The sequence below is a fragment of the Azoarcus indigens genome, assembly GCF_004361735.1.
Classification (GTDB): Bacteria; Pseudomonadota; Gammaproteobacteria; order Burkholderiales; family Rhodocyclaceae; genus Azoarcus; species Azoarcus indigens.
The window spans coordinates 168,576-191,616 of sequence record NZ_SNVV01000001.1 but is presented as its reverse complement, the minus strand read 5'-3'; the positions used below and the strand labels follow the sequence as shown (position 1 = coordinate 191,616).

At 68.9% G+C, this 23,041-nt stretch carries 20 protein-coding genes and 3 pseudogenes; 10 read left to right on the top strand and 13 right to left on the bottom strand.

Annotated features, from left to right (window positions below; genetic code table 11):
* Window positions 1-118: 118 nt before the first annotated feature.
* The 5 genes from C7389_RS00930 to C7389_RS00910 all read right to left on the bottom strand — a co-directional run bounded on the left by C7389_RS00930 (window position 119) and on the right by C7389_RS00910 (window position 4,650).
* Complete coding sequence (locus tag C7389_RS00930) at window positions 119-517, bottom strand: 4Fe-4S dicluster domain-containing protein (RefSeq protein ID WP_133587450.1); 399 nt, start codon at window positions 515-517, stop codon at window positions 119-121.
* Window positions 518-656: 139 nt separating this feature from the next.
* Window positions 657-2,225 (bottom strand): FAD-dependent oxidoreductase, encoded by a 1,569-nt coding sequence (locus C7389_RS00925; protein WP_133587448.1) that lies wholly within the window; start codon window positions 2,223-2,225, stop codon window positions 657-659.
* A 245-nt stretch (window positions 2,226-2,470) separates the two neighbouring features.
* Window positions 2,471-2,893, bottom strand: a complete 423-nt coding sequence (locus C7389_RS00920) for a carboxymuconolactone decarboxylase family protein (protein ID WP_133587446.1) — start codon at window positions 2,891-2,893, stop codon at window positions 2,471-2,473.
* Window positions 2,890-3,294: a MerR family transcriptional regulator gene (locus tag C7389_RS00915; RefSeq protein ID WP_133587444.1), complete on the bottom strand. Its 405-nt coding sequence runs from the start codon at window positions 3,292-3,294 to the stop codon at window positions 2,890-2,892. The genes C7389_RS00920 and C7389_RS00915 overlap by 4 nt, the downstream gene beginning before the upstream one ends.
* Window positions 3,295-3,441: 147 nt before the next feature.
* Window positions 3,442-4,650, bottom strand: a complete 1,209-nt coding sequence (locus tag C7389_RS00910; protein ID WP_133587442.1) for a zinc-dependent alcohol dehydrogenase — start codon at window positions 4,648-4,650, stop codon at window positions 3,442-3,444.
* A gap of 405 nt (window positions 4,651-5,055) precedes the next feature.
* On the opposite strand from C7389_RS00910, the gene C7389_RS00905 reads away from it, so the two are divergent.
* The 10 genes and pseudogenes from C7389_RS00905 (at window position 5,056) to C7389_RS00865 (ending at window position 15,499) form a co-directional block, all read left to right on the top strand.
* Window positions 5,056-5,577, top strand: a complete 522-nt coding sequence (locus C7389_RS00905; protein WP_133587440.1) for a sigma-70 family RNA polymerase sigma factor — start codon at window positions 5,056-5,058, stop codon at window positions 5,575-5,577.
* A gap of 4 nt (window positions 5,578-5,581) precedes the next feature.
* On the top strand, window positions 5,582-6,583 hold the full coding sequence (locus C7389_RS00900; protein WP_133587436.1) for a FecR domain-containing protein: 1,002 nt from the start codon (window positions 5,582-5,584) through the stop codon (window positions 6,581-6,583).
* A gap of 88 nt (window positions 6,584-6,671) precedes the next feature.
* Window positions 6,672-9,110 carry a TonB-dependent siderophore receptor gene (locus C7389_RS00895; protein ID WP_133587434.1) on the top strand — a complete coding sequence of 813 codons (2,439 nt, stop codon included), beginning with the start codon at window positions 6,672-6,674 and terminating at the stop codon, window positions 9,108-9,110.
* A 71-nt stretch (window positions 9,111-9,181) separates the two neighbouring features.
* Complete coding sequence (locus C7389_RS00890; protein WP_133587432.1) at window positions 9,182-9,433, top strand: iron transporter; 252 nt, start codon at window positions 9,182-9,184, stop codon at window positions 9,431-9,433.
* A gap of 34 nt (window positions 9,434-9,467) precedes the next feature.
* On the top strand, window positions 9,468-11,057 hold the full coding sequence (locus C7389_RS00885; RefSeq protein WP_133587430.1) for a PepSY-associated TM helix domain-containing protein: 1,590 nt from the start codon (window positions 9,468-9,470) through the stop codon (window positions 11,055-11,057).
* 390 nt (window positions 11,058-11,447) lie between these two features.
* Window positions 11,448-11,663, top strand: a complete 216-nt coding sequence (locus C7389_RS25040) for a type 2 periplasmic-binding domain-containing protein (RefSeq protein ID WP_211342495.1) — start codon at window positions 11,448-11,450, stop codon at window positions 11,661-11,663.
* Between the two features lie 230 nt (window positions 11,664-11,893).
* Window positions 11,894-12,487, top strand: coding sequence for a DUF2628 domain-containing protein (locus C7389_RS00875; RefSeq protein WP_133587428.1), 594 nt, complete (start codon window positions 11,894-11,896; stop codon window positions 12,485-12,487).
* 150 nt (window positions 12,488-12,637) lie between these two features.
* Window positions 12,638-14,661, top strand: a pseudogene (locus tag C7389_RS00870) (YcaO-like family protein).
* A 155-nt stretch (window positions 14,662-14,816) separates the two neighbouring features.
* Window positions 14,817-14,948, top strand: a complete 132-nt coding sequence (locus C7389_RS25645) for a hypothetical protein (protein WP_281275331.1) — start codon at window positions 14,817-14,819, stop codon at window positions 14,946-14,948.
* Window positions 14,945-15,499: a DUF2628 domain-containing protein gene (locus tag C7389_RS00865; protein WP_162851619.1), complete on the top strand. Its 555-nt coding sequence runs from the start codon at window positions 14,945-14,947 to the stop codon at window positions 15,497-15,499. Before C7389_RS25645 ends, C7389_RS00865 begins: the two co-directional genes overlap by 4 nt.
* Here the strand turns inward: C7389_RS00865 and C7389_RS00860 are convergent.
* From C7389_RS00860 to C7389_RS25820, 8 genes and pseudogenes are all read right to left on the bottom strand, one after another.
* Window positions 15,496-16,584, bottom strand: coding sequence for an amino acid ABC transporter permease (locus C7389_RS00860; RefSeq protein ID WP_133587424.1), 1,089 nt, complete (start codon window positions 16,582-16,584; stop codon window positions 15,496-15,498). The genes C7389_RS00865 and C7389_RS00860 overlap by 4 nt on opposite strands.
* Window positions 16,585-16,701: 117 nt before the next feature.
* A complete protein-coding gene (locus C7389_RS00855) occupies window positions 16,702-17,670 on the bottom strand; it encodes an ABC transporter permease subunit (protein ID WP_246034586.1) in 969 nt (322 codons plus the stop codon).
* Window positions 17,667-18,716, bottom strand: a complete 1,050-nt coding sequence (locus tag C7389_RS00850; protein ID WP_133587422.1) for an amino acid ABC transporter substrate-binding protein — start codon at window positions 18,714-18,716, stop codon at window positions 17,667-17,669. The genes C7389_RS00855 and C7389_RS00850 overlap by 4 nt, the downstream gene beginning before the upstream one ends.
* A gap of 408 nt (window positions 18,717-19,124) precedes the next feature.
* Window positions 19,125-19,742 (bottom strand): helix-turn-helix domain-containing protein, encoded by a 618-nt coding sequence (locus C7389_RS00845; RefSeq protein WP_133587420.1) that lies wholly within the window; start codon window positions 19,740-19,742, stop codon window positions 19,125-19,127.
* The gene (gene epsC, locus C7389_RS00840) at window positions 19,742-20,743 is read right to left on the bottom strand and encodes a serine O-acetyltransferase EpsC (protein WP_133587418.1); all 1,002 of its coding nucleotides are present in this window, start codon (window positions 20,741-20,743) and stop codon (window positions 19,742-19,744) included. Before epsC ends, C7389_RS00845 begins: the two co-directional genes overlap by 1 nt.
* Window positions 20,740-21,219, bottom strand: a complete 480-nt coding sequence (locus C7389_RS00835) for a rhodanese-like domain-containing protein (RefSeq protein WP_133587416.1) — start codon at window positions 21,217-21,219, stop codon at window positions 20,740-20,742. The genes epsC and C7389_RS00835 overlap by 4 nt, the downstream gene beginning before the upstream one ends.
* Window positions 21,220-21,584: 365 nt before the next feature.
* A pseudogene (locus C7389_RS25825) lies at window positions 21,585-22,025 on the bottom strand (methyl-accepting chemotaxis protein); the annotation flags it as partial.
* A gap of 108 nt (window positions 22,026-22,133) precedes the next feature.
* Window positions 22,134-22,802 (bottom strand): annotated as a pseudogene (locus tag C7389_RS25820) (PAS domain-containing protein); the annotation flags it as partial.
* Window positions 22,803-23,041 lie beyond the last annotated feature (239 nt).

The following is a 23,041-nucleotide window of genomic DNA, read 5'->3' as shown; positions in this document are numbered from 1 at the left end:
CCGCCGGGGGAAGCCGGCCCCGGCGCTGGGCTGGGTGCGCCGCAAAAGTCCCCTGGCTGGCGCCAGCAGCGCGAAGCGAATCATCGTCCTGCCGTCCGGCTGCGGGCAGCGGGGCACTTCAAGCCTCTGCCGGCTCCTTGGCCGGCGCAGCCAGGATGAAGGCGATTTCCTCCGCCGGCAGCGCCGGCTGCGAGGGCAGGATGCGGTCGATGAAAGGCGTGGTGTCCAGCGCCGCCAGGGTGACGCGCTTGCGCCCCCAGCCTATGGCGGCGCGCCAGCTGCCCAGGGTGCCGTCGGCGGCCAGGGCATCCTCGTCCACCGTCACCGCCTGATCGCCGTAGGGGGCGACGTAGAGCGCATCCACCGGGCAATACACCTCGCAGATGTAGCAGGTCTGGCAGTCGTGCTGGCGGGCGATCACCGGCAGGCCGTCGTGGTCGTCGAAGACGTTGGTGGGGCAGACGCGGACGCACAGTCCGCATTCGGTGCAGCGGGAGGTGCTGACGAGTTCGATCATCGGGCGTTTCCTGGGAAGGTGGGCCGGGCCTGGGGTGAAGCCTGGCGCAGGCGATGGGGGACGAGGGCGGACAGGCGCGGTACCGGTGCGGATCGGCCGGCCGTACGGCCTTGGCCACCGGCGCGGGTGGATCGCCAGCTCATGCCGGCACCGGCTCGGTACGCAGCGCGATGCGCTCCAGCCCGGAGACGATCAGCCGGTGGCGCTGCGCCGGGTCCAGTTCGGGGTACTCGGCCAGGGTGTGGGAGGCGCGTGTTTCCTTGCGCCCCAGCGCGGCGTTGAAGATCCAGCGCGAGGCGGCGACCATCGCCGCTGCCTCGCGGGCGCGCAGCGCTGCCTGCGGTGTGCGGGTGTCCGGCAGTCCGCCGGCTTCCGGCCACAGCGCGTCCACCGCGCCCAGCGCCTGGCGCAGGCCGGCTTCGCTGCGGAAGTAGTTGATCTCCAGCGGCAGCACCTGGGATTGCACCGCGGCGACCAGGGCGGCGCTGTCTATCGGTGCGCTGCCCTGCACTGGCCGCAGACCGGCGCCGCCAGCCGGGCGCAGCCTGCGTTCCCGCGGTGCGTCCAGCGCATGCAGCGCCGCGCCGTGGCCGGCCCAGCTGCCGGAGCAGATCGCCCAGGAGGCGTTGTAGGCGCCGCCGCCGGAGAGGCCGCCGCATACCCGCTCGCGGGTGGCCGCGTCGCCGGCGGCGTACAGGCCGGGTACGCTGGTGGCGCAGTCGTCGCTGGTCAGGCGCAGGCCGCCGGTGCCGCGCAGCGTGCCTTCGTAGCGCAGCGTCAGCGGGAAGGGCTGGGTGAAGGGGTCGATGCCGGCGCGCTCCAGCGGCAGGAAGAAGATGGCGTGCGCCCGCCGCAGGATGGCGCGCTTCTCCGGCGTGTCGGCCTTGTCCAGCACCGCGTACACCGGCCCCTGCAGCAGTGCCTTGGCGAGGAAGTCGCGCGAGCGCGGGCCGCCTGCATGCAGCACCTTGCCGTGCTGATCGTAGTAGCTCGCCCAGCCCAGCGTGCGGCCGCGGGTGTTGGTGCCGAAGGCGGCGCTGGGGGCGTAGGCACGGCTGAACTCCATGCCGGAGAGCTCGGCGCCGGTCTCCGCCGCCATCAGCAGGCCCTCGCCGGTGAGCACGTTGCAGCCCAGGCCCTTGCTGAGGAAGGCGCAGCCGCCGGTGGCGATCACCACCGCGCCGGCGCGTACTTCCCAGCGGCGGCCGTCCAGTCGGCTGAGGCCACGGGCGCCGCCCACGCCGTGCTCGTCCACCAGCAGCTCCAGCGCCGGCGACTGGTCGAGGATGCGCACGCCCGCCCTGTGCACCGCCTTGCGCATCAGCTTCAGGTACTCCGGCCCCTGCAGGTGGTCGCGCAGCGGCACGCCGTGCTCGTCGCGGCGGAAGGGGTAGCCCCAGGCTTCCACCAGCTGCAGGCTTTCGTAGACCTGGTCCAGCACCCGGTGTATCCAGCGCGCCTCGGAGAGCTGGCCGCCGCCCTCCATGCGCTGCTGCACCGCCGCTTCACGCAATGCCGCATCCGGCGGCAGGTAGAGCAGGTTGGTGCCGCCCGGCGCGGTGGCGCCGCTGGAGCCGAGGTAGCCCTTTTCCGCCAGCACCACCCTGGCCCCGGCCCTGGCCGCATTCCATGCCGCCCACGCTCCGGCCGGCCCGCCGCCTATCACCAGCACGTCCGCCTGCAGGCGCAATTCCGCTTCGTCTCGCATCTCGCTTCTCTCTGTCGTTTTCCGGCACGCGGACAGCGGCGCGCCGTATGGGGAAGCGGGGTGTCAGGCAAAGGTTGTGCCGGTATGCCGGGCGTTTGCGGGTGGGCGGCAGTGCCAGCGCTGGCGGGGAAATCGTCGGCGCCGGGGGAATCGCTCCCGCAGCGGCGGGGCGGGCGGAGTGACCGGATCGGAGCAGCGCTGCTGCGATGCGGCCACCCGGGCGCCGGCGCGCAGCGGCGGCTTGCTCAGCCCGCGGCGGGCGCGGCGAACACTTCCCTGGCCGCGGAGAGGCCGTTGAGGGCGGCCGGGAAGCCGGCGTAGACCGCCATCTGCATGATGGTTTCCACCACTTCGTCCCGTGACACGCCGACGTTCAGCGCCGCCTGTATGTGGACCTTGAGCTGGGGCGCCGCATTGCCCAGCGCGGTGAGCGCGGCCACGGTGGCGATCTCGCGCTCGCGCAGGCCGAGGGCGGGGCGGGAGTAGATGTCGCCGAAGGGAAATTCGATCAGATAGCGGGCGAAGTCCGGGGCGATGGCGGAGAGGCTGTCCACCACCCGTTCGCCGGCGTCGCCGTCGATTTCGCGCAGGCGGGCGAGGCCGCGGGCGTAGCGGTCGGCTTCGGGGGCGGCGGCCGGGGTGGGCTCGGGCAGGGGGAGGGGGCTCATTCTTTTCTCCGGGAGGTTGGTTGGGGGGCGGCGCCGGTGTCTTCCAGCCGTCGGTAGTGGGCGATCTTGTCGGCCAGCGCGGCCGCCGATTGCTGCAGGGTGGCGATCTCGGCTACTACCGTCGCCAGGTGCTTCTCCAGCATCTGCCGGCGCTCGCCGGCGGTCTGGTCGCCGGCGACGCGCAGGCGGGCGAAGGCCTGCATGCTGGCGACCGGCATGCGGGTGCCGCGCAGGCGCAGCAGGAAGCCGATCCAGGCCAGATCGGCGGCGCTGTAGCGGCGGCGGCCGTCGCTGCCGCGCGCCACAGGCCCGATCAGGCCGATGCGTTCGTAGTAGCGCAGGGTGTGCGCGCTGAGCCCGGTGCGGCGGGCGACTTCGTCGATGCTGAGGAAGGTGTCCATGGAAGGCATGCTAGGCGTTCGAGCACGCTCTAAGTCAAGCCGTTTTCACGGACGCATCCGCCGGGGGGACCGCACGCTCCTGCCGGGTGGAAGGCGCCGCCGCGCCGGCGGGCGGCGGAGGCGCGGGGAGGCGGGGGAGGTGGAGGTTCAGGTGTCCGGCTGCAGCTTCACTTTCATCCAGCCGGGTTTGCGCTTGTCGAAGGCGGCGTAGGCCTCGGTGGCCGAGGTCAGCGGTTCGCGGCGGGTAAGGATGGCTTCGGGGTCGATCACGCCGGCGCGCACCAGCTCCAGCAGTTCGGGGATGTACTTGCGGTGGTTGCAGTTGCCCATGCGCACCGTGAGGTTCTTGTTCATCGCCGCGCCGATGGGGAAGACCTTGTCGGTGGGCGGGTAGACGCCAATGATGGACAGCGTGCCGGCCTTCGCCAGCGCCCGCACTGCCCAGTCCAGCGCCTGCGCCGGGGCGTCGCCCGGCTGCCAGTTGCCGTCGTCGGGACGGGCGTGGGGGGCGAGCCGGGGGGCCAGCGCTTCCTGCTCCGGAATGGCGGGGTCGGCGGCGGCGGGGCCGTGGTGGGCATGCACCGCGTCCACACCCACCGCGTCGATGGCGCAATCCACCCCGATGCCGCCGGTGAGCGCCAGCAGGGTGGCCACCGGGTCTTCGGCGTCGAAATCCACGACCTCGGCGCCCTGGGCGCGGGCCATTTCCAGGCGGTCCGGCACCGCGTCCACCGCGAAGATGCGGCCGGCATGCATCAGCCGGGCGGAGGCGATGACGAACTGGCCCACCGGTCCGCAACCGAACACCGCCACCGTGTGGCCGGGCTTGATGCCGGCCATGTCGGCGCCGAAGTAGCCGGTGGGGAAGATGTCCGACAGCATCAGGGCCTGCTCGTCGCTCACCGCGTCCGGGATTTTCACCAGGTTCACGCTGGCGTAGGGAATGCGGGCCTTTTCCGCTTGCAGGCCCTGGAAGGGGCCGGTCTGCTGCGGTCCGCCGTAGAAGGAGGTGCCGGCCTGCTTGCCGTTGGGGTTGGCGTTGTCGCACTGGGCGTAGTAGCCGGCGCGGCAGTAGGCGCAGAAGCCGCAGGCGATGGTGGAGGGAATGACGACCCGGTCGCCGGCCTTGAGGTTGCGCACGCCGGGGCCGATCTCCTCGACCACGCCGGTGCCCTCGTGGCCGAGGATGGTGCCCGGCTGCAGGCCTTCCATGGTGCCGCGGATGAAATGCAGATCGGTGCCGCAGATGGCGCTGGTGGTGAGGCGGACGATGGCATCGGTGTCCTGCTCGATCACCGGGTCCGCGACGTCTTCCAGGCGGATGTCGCCGACGGCGTGGAATACGACAGCCTTCATGATCTTCGGTCTCCAGTTGGAATGGTCCGGGGCGCTCGCGTAGGGAAAAAAGGGAGGGGAAGCGCAGCGCTTCCGGCGCCGGGCAGCAGGAGCAGGGGGAGGAGGGGGAGCGGCCTTGCCCGGTCTCGGCAGAAGTGCAGCAAGCGACGTGCCGTTGGCGGCTTGTGCGCCGCCGGCAGCGCCGGCGCATCCGGCACGGGGGGGAGGGCCGGGCACTGGCCGTATTTACATCTGGCGGAAAGAACTACAGCGGGTGGTGAGGGACCGTGGCGACGCGGCGCCTTGGCGTGACCGTGCATTGACCGTCTCTGGCCATCAAAGCAATAATAAGAAGCATTCCTAATTAGCCAGCGAGACCGACGCAGTTCGTGGGCTCAGCCAGCCAGGACCTCCCGGAGAATCCGCTTGAGCCACGCCACTGCTTCCCCCGACTCCGTCGCCCGCCTGTATGCCGGGCACCATGGCTGGCTGGTCGGCTGGCTGCGCCTCAAGCTGGGCTGCCAGCAGCAGGCGGCCGATCTCGCCCACGACACCTTCCTGCGCATCCTCGGCGCCCGCCAGGCGGCGCTCGCCGAGTTGCGCGAGCCGCGCGCCTACCTGACCGCGGTCGCCCGCGGGCTGGTGGTGGACCAGTACCGCCGGCGGGACCTGGAGCGCGCCTACCTGGAAGCGCTGGCGGCCGAGCCGGAGCAGTTCGCGCCCTCGCCCGAACAGCGTCAGCTGGTGCTGGAGGCCTTGATGGAAATGGACCGGTTGCTGCAGGGCCTCTCCGCCAGGGCCCGCGCCGCCTGGCTGTACAGCCGCCTCGACGGCTTGCCGCATGCCGAGATCGCGGCGCTGCTCGGCGTTTCGGTGCCGCGGGTGCGGCAATACCTCGCCAAGGTGGCGCGGCAGTGCTACGAGTTGCGCTTCGGCAAGGTGGAATGAGCCGATGCAGGACAGGAAGGACGACGAGCGGCCGGTATCCGGCCGGGTGCTGGACGAGGCCATCGCCTGGCAGCTGAGGCTGGACGACGGTAACCCGGCGGACGAGGCGGCGCTGCGCGACTGGCTGGCGGCGGACCCCGACCACGCCCGTGCCTGGCGCCAGCTGGCGATGATAGACGCCGGCGCCGTCGCGCTGCGCCCCCATGCGCCGCTGCGCGGCATCATCGGCCGGCCCCGCCGGGCCTCCGGCTGGAAGCGCGGCGCCGCCGCGATGGCGCTGGCGGCGGCTGTCGGGCTGGGGCTGGCGATGGCGGACCGCTACCAGCCGCTGGACGGCCTGCTGGCCGACTACCGCACCGGCACCGGCGAACGGCTGACGGTGACGCTGCCGGACCAGAGCGTCATCGTGCTCAACGCCCGTTCGGCGGTGGACCTGGCTTTCGACGCCCACACCCGGGCGATCCGCCTGCGCAGCGGCGAGATCCACATCAAGACGGCCAGCCGCAATCCGGCCGAAACGCGGCCCTTCGTCGTCATCACCGGGCAGGGCAGCCTGCGCGCGCTGGGTACCCGTTTCCTGGTCCGCCAGGAGGAGGGGACGAGCTGGCTCACCGTCACCCGTTCCGCGGTGCTGGCGCGGCCGGCGGGATGCGCGCTGGAGAGCACCGCGGCCTGTGCCGGGGAGCGGCGGGTGGAGGCGGGCCAGAGCCTGCAGATGGGCGCAGGCGCACCGGGCGCGGCGGTGCCCGCGAAGGCCGACAGCGACGCCTGGAAGGACGGCATGCTGGTGGTGGACGGCGAGCCGCTGGCGGCGGTCGTCGCCGAGCTGGCGCGTTACCGCCCCGGCTTCCTGCAGGTGGCGCCGGAAGTGGCCGCCCTGCGCGTCACCGGCACCCTGCCGCTGGACGACGGCGAGCGGGCGCTGACGGCGCTGGCGGCCTCGCTGCCCGTCCGCATCGTCCGCCGGGGAGACTGGTGGGTGCGCATCGAGGCGCCGGAGCAATGATTTTTTTCGCGGCCCTCTATCACTTTTGCCAGCTGCTTCGGCAAACAGGGAAAGCACCCTCACTCCTTTCCCTTCCGGAGCCCGCCCGATGCATCGCCAGCCCCCTCATTGCCGCGCCACCCTGCGCCCCGCCGCCCTGGCGCTGATCCTCGCCCTGAGCGCGGCGGCACCCGCCACCGTGCTGGCGCAGGCCGGCGCCGCCAGCAGCCGTGACTACGACCTGCCCGCCGCGCCCCTTGCCACCACCCTGAACACCATCAGCCGGGGGGCAGGCCTGGCGCTGACGGTGGACAGCGCCCTGGTGGGCAAGCGCCAGGCCGCCGCCGTGCGCGGCCGCCTGAGCCCGCAGCAGGCCTTGCGCGCGGCGCTTGCCGGCAGCGGGCTGGAACTGGTGGAGGGCGCCGCCGGCGTCTATACGCTGCGCGCACTGCCGGCGCCGGTGCCGGCGCCCGCGGCCAGCCGGGAGACGACGCTGGCGCCGGTCACCGTCAGCGCCGAGCGCGCGGGGGACGGCAGCGCCGAACTGGGCTATGTGGCGAAGACCCTCTCCGCCGTCGGTCCGTGGGAAGGCCGCGAGCTGCAGGACACGCCCTATGCCATCAGCGTGGTGCCGGCCGAGCTGATCGAGAACATCCAGGCCATCTCGCCCGACCAGATCTTCAAGATGAACCCGACCACCCAGCTGAGCTGGCCGACGCTGCAGAACGACAACCCCTACGTCTATCTGCGCGGCTTCCAGAGCTCCACCACCGCCCGCAACGGCCTGCCGCGCGACGTCTACGGCCACGGCACCTCCACCGAGGACGTGGAGCGGGTCGAGATCCTCACCGGCCTGTCCGGTTTCCTCTACGGCGCGGGCAATGTCGGCGGCCTCATCAACTACGTCTCCAAGCGGCCGACGAAGGAGCGCTACAACTCGGTCACGCTCGGCTACACCGGCGGCGAGAACTTCTACCTGCACGGCGATTTTGGTGGCCCCATCGACGCCGACGGCCGCTTTGGCTATCGCATCAACGCGGTGACCCAGGATGGCGAGACCGGGGTGGACCACTACAAGGTGCACAAGGATTTCCTCAGCGCAGCCTTCGACTGGCATCTGACCGACGACCTGCTGCTGCAGGTGGATGCCTCGCGGCGGGAATTCCACAGCAGCCGGCAGCCCTACTGGTATATGGCCAGCGGCGTCGCCCGCCCCTCCGCCCGCTCGCTGGACCCGACCGAGCTGTGGTCCCAGCCCTGGGCCTATTCCGATGTGGACAGCAACCGCTTCGGCGCGAACCTGAGCTGGAAGCTCAGCAAGCGCCTGGCCCTGCGCGCCGGCTACCTGAACCAGTACGACGTGCGCGAATACGCCGCCGCGGACAATACCGTGCAGGCGAACGGCACCTACAACCAGAGCTCCACGCTGATCGCGCCGCAGGAGCAGAAGACCAAGGCCTACAACGCTTTCGTCGACTTCAGCTTCGCCACCGGCCCGGTGCAGCACAAGCTCACCGCCGGCTACATCAGCACCAGCTGGCGGCGCTACGACTACGTCCTCAATGGCGCCACCGCGACCACCTTGAACGGCGCCAGCCTGGACTCGCCCACCCATGTTCCGGAGCCGGCCTGGGGCGTGGTCGGCAAAGGGCAGAAGTGGGAGCGCCTGGCCTATCGCAAGACCAGCGTGATGGTGGGCGACGACATCGCCTTCAACGACCAGTGGTCCCTGCTCGCCGGCGTCAACCGGGCGACGGTGGATAACGACATGACCTGGGCCAGCCCCAGCGCCACGCCCACCCACTACCGCAAGAGCGCGACCACGCCGACGCTGTCGCTGATCTACAAGCCGCTGGACTCCCTGACCACCTACGTCAGCTACATGGAGTCGCTGGAGCCTGGCGGCGCCGCCAGCGACACCTACGGCGGCTACGCGGTCACCAACGCTGGCGCGGTGCTCGACCCGCTGGTGAGCGAGCAGGTGGTGCTGGGCGCCAAAGCCACGCTGGGCGGCATGCTGCTCACCGGCGCGCTGTTCCAGATCGACAAGAGTCTGCAGTACTACGACGTGTCCGACCCCACCCGCCCCGCCTACGTGCAGAGCGGCCGGCAAGTGCATACCGGGCTGGAGCTCACCGCCACCGGCAACCTCACCCGCAACCTGACCCTGATCGGCGGCCTCACCCTGATGGAGGCCCGCGTGCGCAAGAACAAGCAGAGCCCGGCGCTCGAGGGCAAGCGCCCGGTCGGCGTGTCCGAGCAGATGGCCAAGATCTATGCCGAATACCGTATCCCCGGTTTCGAGGCCATCACGGTGAATGGCGGCATCAGCTACACCGGCAAGTTCTACGGCGACAACGCCAACACCGATAAAATGCCCGCCTACACCCTGCTGGATGCCGGTGTGCGCTACCTCACCGCCATGGGTGGCTACCCGCTGACGCTGCGGCTGAATGTCAACAACCTCACCGACAGGCGCTACTGGGTGAACCAGTACTACCTGGGCGACCCGCGCACCGTGTCGCTGTCGGCCAACCTCAAGTTCTGATACCGCTCATGCCTTCCTCCGCCAAGTCCGGCACGGCCCGGTCCAGCACGGCCCGGGCCAGCGCGGCCCGGTTGGACGTTCTCTCGCGTCTGCTGGCGGCCGTTGCCGGCGGCTACCTGGCGGCCACCGCCGTGGCGATGGCCGTCGCCGCGCTGTGGCCGGGTCCGCGGGCGGAGGGGGTGATGGCGGCCACGCTGCTCAGCTTCGCCCTGTACGCCGGCGCAGTGATGTGGGCCTTTGCCGCCCGCCGCGCCCGCAGCGCCTGGTTCGGCCTGCTCGCGGTGGCCGCGGCCGGCGCCCTGCTGGCGCGCCTCTTACCCTGAACCCCGATGAGGTTCCCGCAATGAGATCCCCGCGATGAGATCCCATTTCCGCGCCTGCATGGCCTGGCTGCACACCTGGACCGGGGTGGTGTTCGGCTGGCTGCTCTACCTGGTGTTCCTCACCGGCACCGCCGGCTACTTCGATACCGAGATCGACCAGTGGATGAACCCCGGGCTGACGATAGCCCGGCCCGGCCAGGCCCAGGCGGAGTATGCCGAGCTGGCGCTGGCCCAGCTGCAGCAGCGCTCGCCGGAGGCGGAACGCTGGTTCATCGTGCTGCCGGTGGACCGCAACGACCCGCTGCCGCGCATCATCTGGCGGCCGCAAGCGCCCGCGGCCGGCGGCTCCGCCTTCCTGGACCCCGCCACCGGCCAGCCGCTCACCCTGTCGCACAGCTACGGCGGGCAGCTCCTCTACCGCATGCACTACGAGCTGCACTACATGCCCAGCGCGGTCGGCGTCTGGATCGTCGGCGTCGCCGCCATGGGCATGCTGGTCGCCCTGATCACCGGGGTGGTGGTGCACAAGAAGATCTTCACCGACTTCTTCACCTTCCGCCCCGGCAAGGGGCCGCGCTCCTGGCTGGATGCGCACAACGTGCTGTCGGTGACCTGCCTGCCTTTCTTCCTGATGATCACCTACTCGGGCCTGATCTTCTTCGCCTTCACCTACATGCCGCTGATCGCCGCGGCCAGCTACGGCGACACCCCCGCCGGCAGGCAGGCCTTCAGGGCGGAAGTGTTCGAGGGCGGCGACACCTATCCCCGCGCCGGCCGGCCGGCGCCGCTGGCCGCGCTCGGCCCCATGCTGGCGCAGGCTGCCGCGCGCTGGGGCGACGGCATGGTCAACGGCATAGACATCCGCCAGCCCGGCGATGCCGGTGCCCGGGTGATGCTGTGGCAGGGCGAGCGGACGCCGCTGCGGCGCGGCGAGATCATGGTTTTCGACGGCGTCAGCGGCGAACTGCTGGAAACCCGCCCGGCAGCGCCCGCCGGCGCCAAGGCGGCGCACGACCTACTGCTCGGCCTGCACGAAGGCCTCTTTGCCAGCCTGCCGTTGCGGCTGCTGTACTTCGCTTCCGGCCTCGCTGGCGCCGCCATGATCGCCACCGGCCTGGTGCTGTGGACCACCAAGCGCCGGCAGCGCGCCGAGCGCGGCGGCGAGAGCCCGCATTTCGGCCTGCGCCTGGTGGAGCGGCTCAACGTCGGCACGGTGATCGGCTTGCCCATCGGCATCGCCTGCTACTTCTGGGCCAACCGCCTGCTGCCGGAAACCCTCGCCGGCCGCCCGGCCTGGGAGGCGCACATGCTCTTCCTCGGCTGGGGAGGCATGCTGCTCCATGCCGCCTTGCGCCCGCGCCAGCGCCTGTGGGCTGAGCAGGCGGCGGTGGCGGCGCTTGCCTACCTGCTGCTGCCGGCGCTGAACGCGATGACCTCCGGACGGCACCTGTTCGCCAGCCTGGCGCAGGGCGACGCCGTGTTCGCCGGCTTCGATCTCGCCATGCTGTTCATCGGCGCGGCCTGGGCAGCGGCCGCCTTCAAGTTCCGCCGCGCTGCCAGCGGGGCGCAGGCCGGCGCGGAGAGAAGGGCCGGGAGCCGGCGGACGGCGCCGGCCAGCAACTGACACCGCACCCGCGCTTCCCGCCTGCGGTGGCGGAGGGGTGCGACACATCCCGGTTCGTTGATCAGGGAGCAGGGGCACGCTGGGCCGCGGCGCGAGGCTCAGCGTCCGCGCGGTTCCAGATGCCGGCTGGCGCGCGACAGCGCGTAGCAGCCCAGCCACCATGGTGCTGGTGGCTGTGTCGGCTTACCTCGCCGCGCATGGGATTCCGGGTGAGCCGGCCGATATGGCCCGCCACCGGCTGATCAGCCGGCGCTTTCTCGGCGGCCGGGCGTCGCTTTGGTACTTCCGCGCGGCGGACGGCAGCGTCACCAGGTTGGGCATCGATAGCGTGGTAATCACCTTGTCGTCACCGGAATCGCTTGCGCAGGCGTCGGTGTGGCGGAGGTGGGAGTGCACCACGGCTGGAGCCATCTGCAGGCGGGGCGGCTCAAGATGCTGCTGGCGGATTTCCACCACCCGGTCAGCTATGAGATGGCCTTGCAGTATCCCCACAGGGCGCTGATCGCGCCGCGGGTACGGGTGACGCTGGAATACCTGCTGGAGGCCTTCGCCGCCCGGGAGGAATCGCATGTGCCGCTGCAGGCGCTGGGGCGCTACGGGGCTTGACGGCAGGCCGGTGCAGTGAGGCCGGGGTTCTGCGTTCGCCATCACCTCTACTTGAGGGTTTTCCGCTCCATTGCATCTGGCGCAAGACGGCATTGCTCCATGTGCGGACATTGCTGTCAGCCATGGGTGATGACGTATGACTTTCCTTGCGGGCTTTCATCCGAGTTTCGATATATGCTTTTGTGTTATTCCGGAGTGTCTCTTCCGCCAGCCCATATGAAAGGAAATCAATGGAATCGAACAGCTCAACCTCTGCGGTCACGACGCTTGACACTTCAGTGAGCACGACAGAAGGCGGTCCAGTGGGCAAGGTTTCCTTGGCCGAGCTTGCGCAGTTTGCGAGAAACAAAGTCTACCTAAAGGAGTGGACGAAGCTTCACGAGGGGAAGTCCGTCTTTGCTGGTTTCAACCCCTGGGCCTTCCTGTTTGGCATCCACTGGTTTTTCTTTCGCAGGATGTATGTCGAAGGAATGGCTGTGGTGGCATTCGAATTTGTTGTGCTGCTGATGTTTTTTGTCGTTGCTATGACGGCATCTATGCATGGGGCAGGGTGGATAATGAGCACCTGGACACTGCTGGGTGCTCTATTACTTCCTCGTATCTGCGTCGGCATCTGGGCGAATATCGCGCTTTACAAAAGGGCCTCGAAGGTCATACGTGAGGTGGCCGGGATGAAGCTGGACGATGAGGCTCACCTCCGGGAGGTTGCCAACCGTGGCCGAGGAAGCATCGCCGCGCTCTTGCTCGCACATCTGATATTCATTGCAATCTTGTCGCTGCTGATGCTGACGCTGCTGGGGTTGGGCTTTTTGTTGTCTTTGTAGCCTGTGAGCCCGGTCTCCAACTGCGCTGCGCCGGGCAGGCGCTGAATGCAAGTGCAGCACGCCCTGGGCAGGTTCAAATCTGCGAATAAGCATGGGGTGGTTGAAAGATAATGGCGGCCAATTTGTTGAACGCCATTTCAGGTTTCCCCCATGGAAATCAAGGTCAATTTCCTCGACAAGCTGCGCCTCGAGGCCAAATCTGATGACTTCACGGTAATCGCCGACCAGCCCGTCCGCTACAAGGGCGATGGTTCGGCGCCGGGGCGTTCGATTGCTTTCTGGCTTCGTCGGCCCTGTGCGCGGCCTATTTCGTGAAGCTGTATTGCGTCACCCGCAATATCCCGACCGAGAACATCCGCCTGTCGCAGAACAACATCGTCGATCCGGAGGATCGCTACAAGCAGATCTTCAAGATCCAGGTCGAGCTGCCCGAGGATATTTCCGCCAAGGATCGCCAGGGCATCCTGCGTTCCATAGATCGTTGCACGGTGAAAAGAGTGGTGCAGACAGGCCCGGATTTCGTCATCGAGGAGGTCGAAAACCTGGATGCCGACGCCCAGGCCTTGCTCACGCTGAATCCGGATAGCGAAGCGAAGACCTGTATCGCGGGCAAGGATCTGCCGCTGGAGCAGACCATCGCCAATATGTCGGGAATCCTCGCAGGGTTGGGGATCAAGATCGAAATCGCCTCCTGGCGCAATCTGGTTCCCAATGTGTGGTCGCTGCATATCCGCGACGCGCATTCGCCGATGTGTTTCACCAACGGCAAGGGCGCGACCAGGGAAAGCGCGCTGGCCTCGGCGCTGGGTGAATTCATCGAGCGGATGAATTGCCATCATTTTTACAACGACCAGTTCTGAGGCAAGCATATTGCCAATGCGGCCTTCGTCCACTATCCGGACAAGCGCTGGTTCAAGCCGGGCCGCAAGGATGCATTGCCGGCTGGAATCCTGGATGAATACTGCCTGCGGATTTATAACCCGGATGGCGAATTGCGCGGCTTGCATCTGTACGACACCAATTCCGGCAATATCGAGCGCGGAATCTGTTCGCTGCCCGACGTGCCGCAGGCGGTGCTGATGAAATACCCCGGCATCCTGGCGGGCATCCGGGGGCTGGAGGAACAGGGTTTCCCCGTGCTGGTGAAAGACGCTTCGCTGGGTGGGGCATTCCCGGTGATGTGCGTCACCCTGATGAATCCGCGAACCGGCGGCGTGTTCGCCTCCTTCGGCGCGCACCCCAGCCTCGAGGTGGCGCTGGAGCGCAGCCTTACCGAATTGCTGCAGGGCCGCAGCTTCGAGGGCCTGAACGATCTACCCCGGCCCACCTTTGAAAGCAATGCGCTGACCGAACCGAACAATTTCGTCGAGCATTTCATCGACTCCAGCGGCGTGGTGTCCTGGCGTTTCTTCAGCGCAAAGGCGGATTACGACTTCGTCGAGTGGGATTTCTCTGGCGCCGGCGAGAACTCCACCGCCGAGGAAGCGGCGGCGCTGCTCGGCATCCTCGAAGGCATGGGCAAGGAAGGGTACATGGCGGTGTATGACCAACTCGGCGCAACCGCCTGCCGCATCCTGGTGCCGGGCTATTCGGAGTTCTATCCGGTGGAGGACCTGATCTGGGACAACACCAACAAGGCGCTGTCCTTCCGTGCCGACATCCTGAACCTGCACCGCCTGGACGACGATGCCCTGCAAGCCCTGCTCGAACGCCTGGCAGAGAGCGAGCTGGATGACTACATGGACATCATCACCCTGATCGGCATCGAGTTCGAAGAAAACACCGATTGGGACCAGCTCACCATCCTGGAACTCAAGCTGCTGATCCAGCTTGCCCTCAAGCAGTTCGACGCGGCGCACGACCTGATCGGCGCCTACCTGCAGTACAACGAGAACACCGTGGAGCGCGGCTTGTTCTACCAGGCGCTGAACGTGGTGCTGGAAGTGCTGCTGGACGATGAACTGGAACTGGCAGACTACGAGGCCAACTTCCGCCGCATGTTCGGCGACGCCCGGATGGACGCGGCGATGGGCTCGGTAGACGGCAGCGTGCGCTTCTTCGGCCTGACGCCGACGAGCATGAAGCTCGAGGGCCTGGACAGACACCAGCGCCTGATCGACAGCTACAAGAAGCTGCACAAGGCCCGGGCCAGGACGGAGGCCGTGCCGGGATAGAGGCGGCTCAAGTCTTGCGCATCGGCTGCAGAAGCCGGCGTTTGCGGATATGTGGCTGGCCGTTCAGAAGAGAGATGGATTCATGCGGAGAGTGAAGTCCGTTTCGTCTTGCGATGCGGAAGGCGTATTGGGGGCGCCGTGAGAATTGCCCTTGAATGTTCATCATGCTCATGGCCTTATCCGTCCGGACTTATTTCAATGTCCTGATTGGTCAAGCCCCGCTGCCGTTTTCCTTTATCGGCAGCAGTGGGCTGGCGCAGACCCTGCAATGGATGGACACGCCATGAACTCGAGTGATTACGCCGCTTCTACCTTGCTCTCCCCGCAGAGCACCAAGCCAGACGAGTCGGGGAAGGACGAGCCCGACCAAGTGTCCTTTATCGAACTTGCCCGGTTCGCCGGAGATGACAAATACCCCGAGAGGTGGCGGCGGCTTCATGAAGGCACGTCCGCCTACGCGGGTTTCAACCCCTGGGCATGCATCTACGGCATTCAGTGGTTCTTTTTCCGCAAGCTCTATGGTGCCGGTGTCTTCTCGTTTGTAGTCGAGATCTTTGCGCCGGTTTCGTTCTATTTCCTGGTGAGCCCCTTGCTGCCGTCTGCGTCGATAAGCTGGGGGGTGATCATCGTGTATGCGATCATCACCCGCATCCTGATCGGCTTGTGGGCAAATGTCGCGCTGTACAAACGCGCCCTTCGTGTCATCCGCGAGGTGGACGAGATGAACTTGGACAACGACTTGCACCTGCGGTTGATCGCCGCCCGCGGTGGCGTCAGCTTTGGCGGCCTTTTCCTGGCCTACCTGCTGCCGGTGTCACTCAAGCTGTTGCGGCCCTAGGCGCGCGGGGAGAACTCAAGCCGTCGGCTGGCGCGCGACAGCGCGTAGCAGCCCAGCCAGTAGATGGCGCCGATGAAGAGATAGCCTTCCAGGTGGTAGCTGCGCCACTGTGGATCGCCGGACAGCGCCAGCTCCAGCGAACCGGTGAGTTCGTAGAGGCCGACCACCACCACCAGCGAGGTGTCCTTGAACAGGTTCACGAAGCTGTTGGCGATGGAGGGCGCGGCGGCGCGCAGCGCCTGCGGCAGCAGGATGTGGCGCTGGGTGCCCCACCAGCCCAGGCCCAGGGCGGCGGCCGCCTGGCGCTGGCCGTCCGGCACCGAGGCCAGGGCGCCGCGTATGGCTTCGGCGAGGTAGGCGGCGGCGAACAGGGTGATGGCCACCTGCACCCGCAGCAGCACGTCGGCGGACAGGCGCGGTGGCACCAGCAACGGGATCAGGAAGGAGGCGAGGAAGAGCGCCGGCACCAGCGGAATGCTGCGCACCGTCTCCACATACACCGCGCACAGCGCCCGTACGGCCGGGAGCGGTCCGCTGCGGCCCAGCGCTACCAGCAATGCCAATGGGAACGCGGTGGCGATGCCGGCGGTGGCCAGCAGCAGCGTCAGCGGCAGCCCGCCCCACAGCTCGGTGGGTACCGCCGCCAGGCCGAAGGCGCCGCCGCCCATCAGCAGCAGGAAGCCGGCGGGCGCCAGCACCCAGGCGGCGCCCAGCCACGGCCACAGCCGCAGGCCGGGCTTGCGCCGGGTGAGTGCCGGCGCCAGCAGGCTGAAGACGATGGCGGCCAGCAGCAGCGCGGTGGCGCACAGCGGCCGCCATTGCGCCTCGTAGGGATAGCGGCCGAACAGGATGGGCCGGTACTTCTCGGCGACCATGCCCCAGCAGGCGCCTGCCGCCTGGCGGCAGGCTTCGGCGTCGGCGCTCCACACCGCGCCGCTCACCGCCCAGCGCAGGGCGCCCGGCAGCAGCCAGGCGGCGGCGAGCAGGATCAGCACGGTGGCCAGGGACGAGGCCGGGCCGTCGAACAAGCGGCTGCGCAGCCAGGGCAGCAGGCCGATGGGGGCGGGTGGCGGCAGGCGCTTCATCCTAGGGCCTTCGCCCTGCTGGCTCGCTTCCGGCCGGGCGCGTTTGCCCTTTTGCCGCGAGCCGGGGCCGGGCGGCGCTCAGCCGCAGGCAGCCTGCCATTGCTGCCGCGCCGGCCCTCACGCCCGCTCCCAATGCCGCAGCCGGCTTTCCAGCGCATGGGCGATGGCGATGCCCACCGCGCACAGCAGCAGGTACACCGCCAGCACCACCGCGATGCATTCCACCGCGCGGCCGGTCTGGTTCAGCGTGGTGTTGGCGATGGACACCAGCTCCGGGTAGCCGATGGCTACCGCCAGCGAGCTGTTCTTCAGCAGGTTGAGGCTCTGGTTGGCCAGCGGCGGTACCAGCATGGGCAGCGCTTGCGGCAGGGTGACCAGGCGCAGCGTCTGCCGCGGCGTGAGGCCGAGCGCCGCGGCAGCCTGGCGCTGGCCGGCGGAGACGGACTGCAGCCCGCCGCGCACCGATTCGGCGATGTAGGCGGCGGTGTAACCGGTGAGGCCGATGAAGAGGGCGAGATACTCCGGCGACAGGTGGGCGCCGCCGGTGATGGCGAAGCCGCCGCGCTGCGGCAGGCTGAGGCCGCCGTCGGCAACCCAGGGCAGGGCCAGGCCGCCGCTGCCGAGGAAGACGTGGGGCAGCAGCTCGATGGCTTCCGCCGCCGGCGGCAGCATGGCCGTCAGCAGGTAATACCAGGTGAACAGCTGCAGCAGCAGCGGGATGTTGCGCAGGGTTTCCACATAGGCGGTGCACAGCCCGCGCAGCAGCGGATTGCGCGCCAGCCGGCCGATGCCGACCAGGGTGCCGAGCAGCAGCGCGGCGGCGATGGCCGGCAGCGCCACCCGCAGGGTGTTGGCGAGGCCGGCGGCGAAGGCCTTGAGGTAGGACTCGGCCGGATCGAACTCGAACACGCCCTCCGAGATCCAGAAGCCGGCCGGCTGGGCGAAGAAGTCGAAGCCGCTGCGGATGCCGCGGGCGCGCATCTCTTCGGCGGCGGTCCCGGCCAGCCACCAGGCGCCGGCGGCGAGGGCGGCGAACAGCGCGATCTGCAGCAGCCAGGCGGCGCGGCCGGTGCGGGCAGCGCTCACCGCAGCGGCGGGGCGTACATCAGGCCGCCCTTGTTCCACAGCGCGTTGGCGCCGCGCTCCAGCTTCAGCGGCGAGCCGGCGCCCAGGTTGCGGTCGAAGATTTCGCCGTAGTTGCCCACCGCGCGAACGGCGCGATAGGCCCACTGCGCGTCCAGGCCCAGCGCCTTGCCCAGGTCTTCACCCTGGCCGAGCAGGCGGCCGGCGGCCGGGTCCTTGCCCTTGAGCCGGGCTTCGGCGTTGTCGCGGGTCACGCCCAGTTCTTCGGCTTCGATCAGGGCGAACACCACCCATTTGACGATGGCCAGCCAGTCCTCGTCGCCACGGCGCACCGCCGGCCCCAGCGGCTCCTTGGAGATCAGCTCCGGCAGGATGGCGTAGTCGTCCGGGTTGGGCGCCTCGCCGGCGCGGATGCCGGCCAGGCTGGAGGCGTCGGTGGTGTAGGCCACGCAGCGGCCGTTGAAGAAGGCCTTCAGCGAGGCGTCGAACTTCTCGAACACCACCGGCTTCACCCGTATGCCCTGGGCGCGGAAGTAGTCGGCCAGGTTCTTCTCGGTGGTGGTGCCGGACTGCACGCAGATGTCGGCGTCCTTCAACTGGAGGGCGCTCGCCACCTTGAAGCGCTTGGGCACCAGGAAGCCCTGGCCGTCGTAGTAGGTGACGGCGGCGAAGGAGATGCCCAGCGAGGCATCGCGGGTCAGCGTCCAGGTGGTGTTGCGCGACAGGATGTCCACCTCGCCCGCCTGCAGCGCGGAGAAGCGCTGCTGCGAGCCCAGCGGCACCCACTTCACCTTGGTGGCGTCGCCCAGCACCGCGGCGGCGATGGCGCGGCAGACATCCACATCCAGCCCGCGCCACTGGCCCTTGTCGTCCGCCGCCGAAAAGCCCGGCACGCCGCTGCTGACGCCACAGGCGATCTCGCCGCGCTTCTTGATCGCATCCAGCGTGGCGCCGGCCTGGGCCGGCAGGGCATGGAGGCAGAGGGCGGCGGCGAGGGCGGCGAGCGGCGCGAGCGGATGAGGGAAGCGGCGGGGCGGGGAGGGGGTCATTGGGGTTCTTGCCGGGTGTCCGGGGTAGAGGCTGGGTTGGCTGGAGCCGGCTGCGGTGTGCGCTGGAGATTTGCCGGCCCATCAGCGATGGAAGGCCTGAATTCTTGCAGAAGCGGGTCCAGGATGAAACCGCGCTGGCGCCGTGGGTCGGGGAGCATGTGGCACCCGGGGCGGTATTCTGCGTCGCCTTGTGCGGCAGGGCCGGGGCGAGGGGGCGCGCCCGAAGGGCGCTGCCTGGCGTCAGCCTCCTTCCCCCGGTCCCGCTCCGTGCCCTGGCCTTGTGGCCTTCAGGCCACGGCATGCTCCGGCGGATGCCGCAGCGCTCCGCTTTTCCGCGTGCGCCCCGCGAGGGCGCAGTCCGGGCTGACGGCAGAGGAAGGCTTGCCGGGTCCTGCTGCCGCTGGCCCGTCAGACCGCTGTCCGCGTCATCACCAGGTAAAGCGTTGCCTCGGTATCTGCCAGGTTGCGGTAGGCATGCGGCACGTCGGCCTCGAAGTAGAGCGCGTCGCCGGTGGCCAGGGTGTAGCGGCGTTCGTCGACTTCCACCTGCACCGAGCCGCGCGCCACCACCAGGTTTTCCCGGGTGCCGGCGGCGTGGGCCGGCGAGCGTTCTTCCGCCAGCCGGCCCAGCCGCAGTTCGTAGAACTCGGCGCGCGGCGCTTCCTCCAGCGGGAACAGGGCGCGGGCGGAGAACTGGCTGCGGTTGGAGAGCAGGCTGCGGGAGTCGGCCACCCGCACCAGCACCGCGCCGGGATCGGCCCGCCGCGACAGGAAGGCGGACACGGTGAGGTCCAGCGCGCGGGCGATCTTCCACAGGATGGCGATGGAGGGCACGCTGCGGCCCAGCTCCACCTGGCTCAGCATCGCGCGGCTGACGCCGGAGCGCTGGGCGAGGGCGTCCAGCGACAGGTGCAGGCCGCTGCGGATGCGGCGCAGGTTGATGCCGACGAGGTGGGCGATCTCGTCGTCCTGCGGTGCGCCGGCCGTGGGCGAGGTGGGCGCGTTCTCGGCGCTGGCGCTCAGCATCAGGGCCTCCCGGAGGCTTCGTGGGCGGTGTGCTGCAGGTGCGCCTGGGTGACGTTGCTGCCGGCCTCCACGCTGCGGGTGAGCCAGACGTTGCCGCCTATGCTGGCGCCACGGCCTATGGTGATGCGGCCGAGCAGGGTGGCGCCGGCGTAGATCACCACGTCGTCCTCTATCACCGGGTGGCGGGCGAGGCCCTTCTGCAGGCCGCCGTCCTCGTCCACCGGGAAGCGCTTGGCGCCCAGGGTGACCGCCTGGTAGAGCCGCACCCGGTCGCCGATCACCGTGGTTTCGCCGATGACGACGCCAGTGCCGTGGTCGATGAAGAAGCTGGCACCTATGCGGGCACCGGGGTGGATGTCGATGCCGGTGGCGGAGTGGGCGATCTCGGCGATGATGCGCGCCACCAGCGGCACGCCCAGGCGGTAGAGCTGGTGGGCGATGCGGTGGTGGATCACGGCGAGCAGGCCGGGGTAGCACAGCACCACTTCGTCCACCGTGCGGGCGGCGGGATCGCCACGGAAGGCGGCTTCCACGTCGGTGTCCAGCAGCGCGCGGATTTCCGGCAGCGCGGCGGCGAAGGCGGCGGCGATGCGGTCGGCCTCCTGCTTTGCGGCGAGCGGGCTGGCGGCGGCCGTTTCATGGCGATGGGCGTAGCGCAGTTCCAGCGCGATCTGGTGGCGCAGGCTGTAGAGCGCCGCGTCCAGGGTGTGGCCGACGTAGAAGTCCTCGCTCTCCTGGCGCAGGTCGGCCGGCCCCAGGCGCATCGGGAACAGGGCGCCGGCGAGGCCCTCCATCACCGTCTGCAGCGCGGCCAGGGAGGGGAACTCGCGGCCGCCGCGCTCGCGGTCGCGGTGCTGGGCTTCGCGCCAGCGCTGGCGCACTGCGCGCAGGCGGGCAACGATGTCTTCCAGGTCCCAGGCCGGCGCTTCGGTTTCGCCGTTGCGTGGTTCGCCCACAGCCAGCGGCGGCGGCGCGGCGGGGTTGAGGGCGGCTTCGCTCATTCCTGCGTCCACGGCAGTTGGCGGAAGCGCCAACCGTTGCTGCCGCCGCGGTGGCGGGTGGCGTCCAGGTCGCCCTCGAAACCTTCAAGGATGCTGAAGACGCGCGGGTAGCCGGCGCGGGTGGCGGTCTGCGCGGCGGCCACCGAGCGCTTGCCGCTGCGGCACAGCAGCAGCACCGTGTCGTCGCGGCTGGCATGCTCGCCGAGCTGGCGCAGGAAGTCGGGGTTGGGCGCCATCGGCAGGCCCTGCACCCAAGGGGCGTGGCCGCTGCCGGGCACCTGGCCGACGTACTTCAGCTCCTCGGCGGTACGCACGTCCACCAGTTTGGCGCGGCCGCTGCTCACCAGCTTCCAGGCAGTGACCGGGTCGATGTCGCCGCCATAGCCCAGGCGCTGCGCCTGCGCGCGGCGGAAGGCGGCTTCCAGGTTTTCTTCTTCGGGGCTGAGCGCGGCGGGCGCGGCTTGCAGGGTAGGCATGGCTTGGTCCTCGGGCTGAGAGCCGGCGGCGCGCCGGCGCGATTCACCCGGCCACATTAGCCGGCGGAATGTGGCAGCCGAACCAAGAAAAAATCAGAACCTATCCACGTTTTCCGCGCAGGCGGAGGAGGTACCGCCGGCAGCGGAAAGCCGGGAGCGAGCGGGGAAGGCGGCGAGCGGCCGCAGGCAGGGCAGAGGCCGGTCCGGGGCGGGCGCAAGGCCATGCGTCCTGCGGGATCGGGAAATGGTGCCTGGCGTGGCATCAGCGGCTGGCGAGGGCTGTTTCCCTGGCGGGAGACGGGTTCGCCGGCTGCTCTGGCGGCGTGTCCGCGATGCCCTGGAGAAAGGGTGCGTTCGCCTCGCGCCTACTTCGACAGCTGGCTGGCGAACTTGCCTACCGCGTCGACGACGCGCTGCGCCCCATCCTGGATCTCCACGATCACCGAGCCGGCCTCGCCGGCAAGTACCAGCCCGGTTTCGGCGTGGCGCTTGCCATTGTCGATGATGTGCACCGCCTCCTCGGCCAGCTTCTGGTTCTGATGCACCACGTCGACGATCTCCCGCGTCGCGGTAGTGGTGCGGAAAGCCAGCTGGCGGACCTCGTCGGCGACCACCGCGAAGCCGCGGCCATGCTCGCCCGCGCGGGCTGCTTCGATGGCGGCGTTGAGCGCCAGCAGATTGGTCTGGTCGGCGATGCTGCCGATGTTGTTGATGATGGCGACGATGTTCTGGGACTGCTTGTTGAGCGCGCCTATGCCCTCGGAAGCGTCATCCATGGCACCGGCGAGCTCTTGCATCACGTTGACGGTCTGCTTGATGACCTCGGCGCCCTGCTGGGCGCAGTTGTCGGTCTGCTGCGAGGTGTCGAAGGCGATGGTGGCGGCTTCCGATACCGCGATCTCGCGGTTTACCTGATCGGTGATGATGGTGGCGAACTTGGCCACCTTGTAGAGCTTGCCGTCGGAGTCGATGACGGGGTTGTAGGACGCCTCCAGCCACACCACGCGGCCCTGGCTGTCGATGCGCTTGAAGCGGTCCGTGATGAAATCGCCGCGGCGCAGCCGGTCCCAGAAGGCGGCGTAGGCGGGCGAATTGACCTCGGCCTGCTCGCAGAAGATGCGGTGGTGCTTGCCCTGGATCTGCGGCAGCGTGTAGCCCATCGCCTTAAGGAAGAGTTCGTTGGCGGTGATCACCTCGCCGGCGAGGTTGAACTCGATGACCGCCGTGGAGCGCTGCAGCGCCTTTACCAGGTTCTCGTACTCGCGCGAGGTCTCTATGGTGCGGGTGAGGTCGCTGGCATAGACGGAGAACTGCTTGAGATCGCCCTGGGTGCCGAAGACGGGCTGCACGATGGCGCGCAGCCAGGCCTCGCGGCCATTGCCCCGCAGCAGCCGGATGACGCCGCTCAGGTGTTCCTGGCGGGTAATGGCGTTCTTGAGCCGGCTGTAGAAGTCCAGCGCCTTCACATGCTCCGGCACCAGATCGTCGATGGCGCGTCCGGCGAGCTCGGCAGCGCGGTATTGCATCTCGTGTTCGAAGTTCGGGTTGACCGACTGGATGCGCCCCTGGGGATCGAGAGACATCGCCAGCATCTCGTTGTCCAGACTGCGCTTCACCTGCTCGATGGATGAAATGCTTTCCTGAAGGGACTGCAGATCCTGCTTCAAGCGAGAGTTGAACATGAGGCACCTGTGCGGGGTTGGGCTGAGGAAGGGGTGGTGCGATGTCTGCAGAGCGTCGGCGTCACGGCTTGGAATTCTTCGAGCATAGTCGAACGGATTGGTTTTTCAGGGCTGACGGATTCTGCGGGGGCGCCATCGCT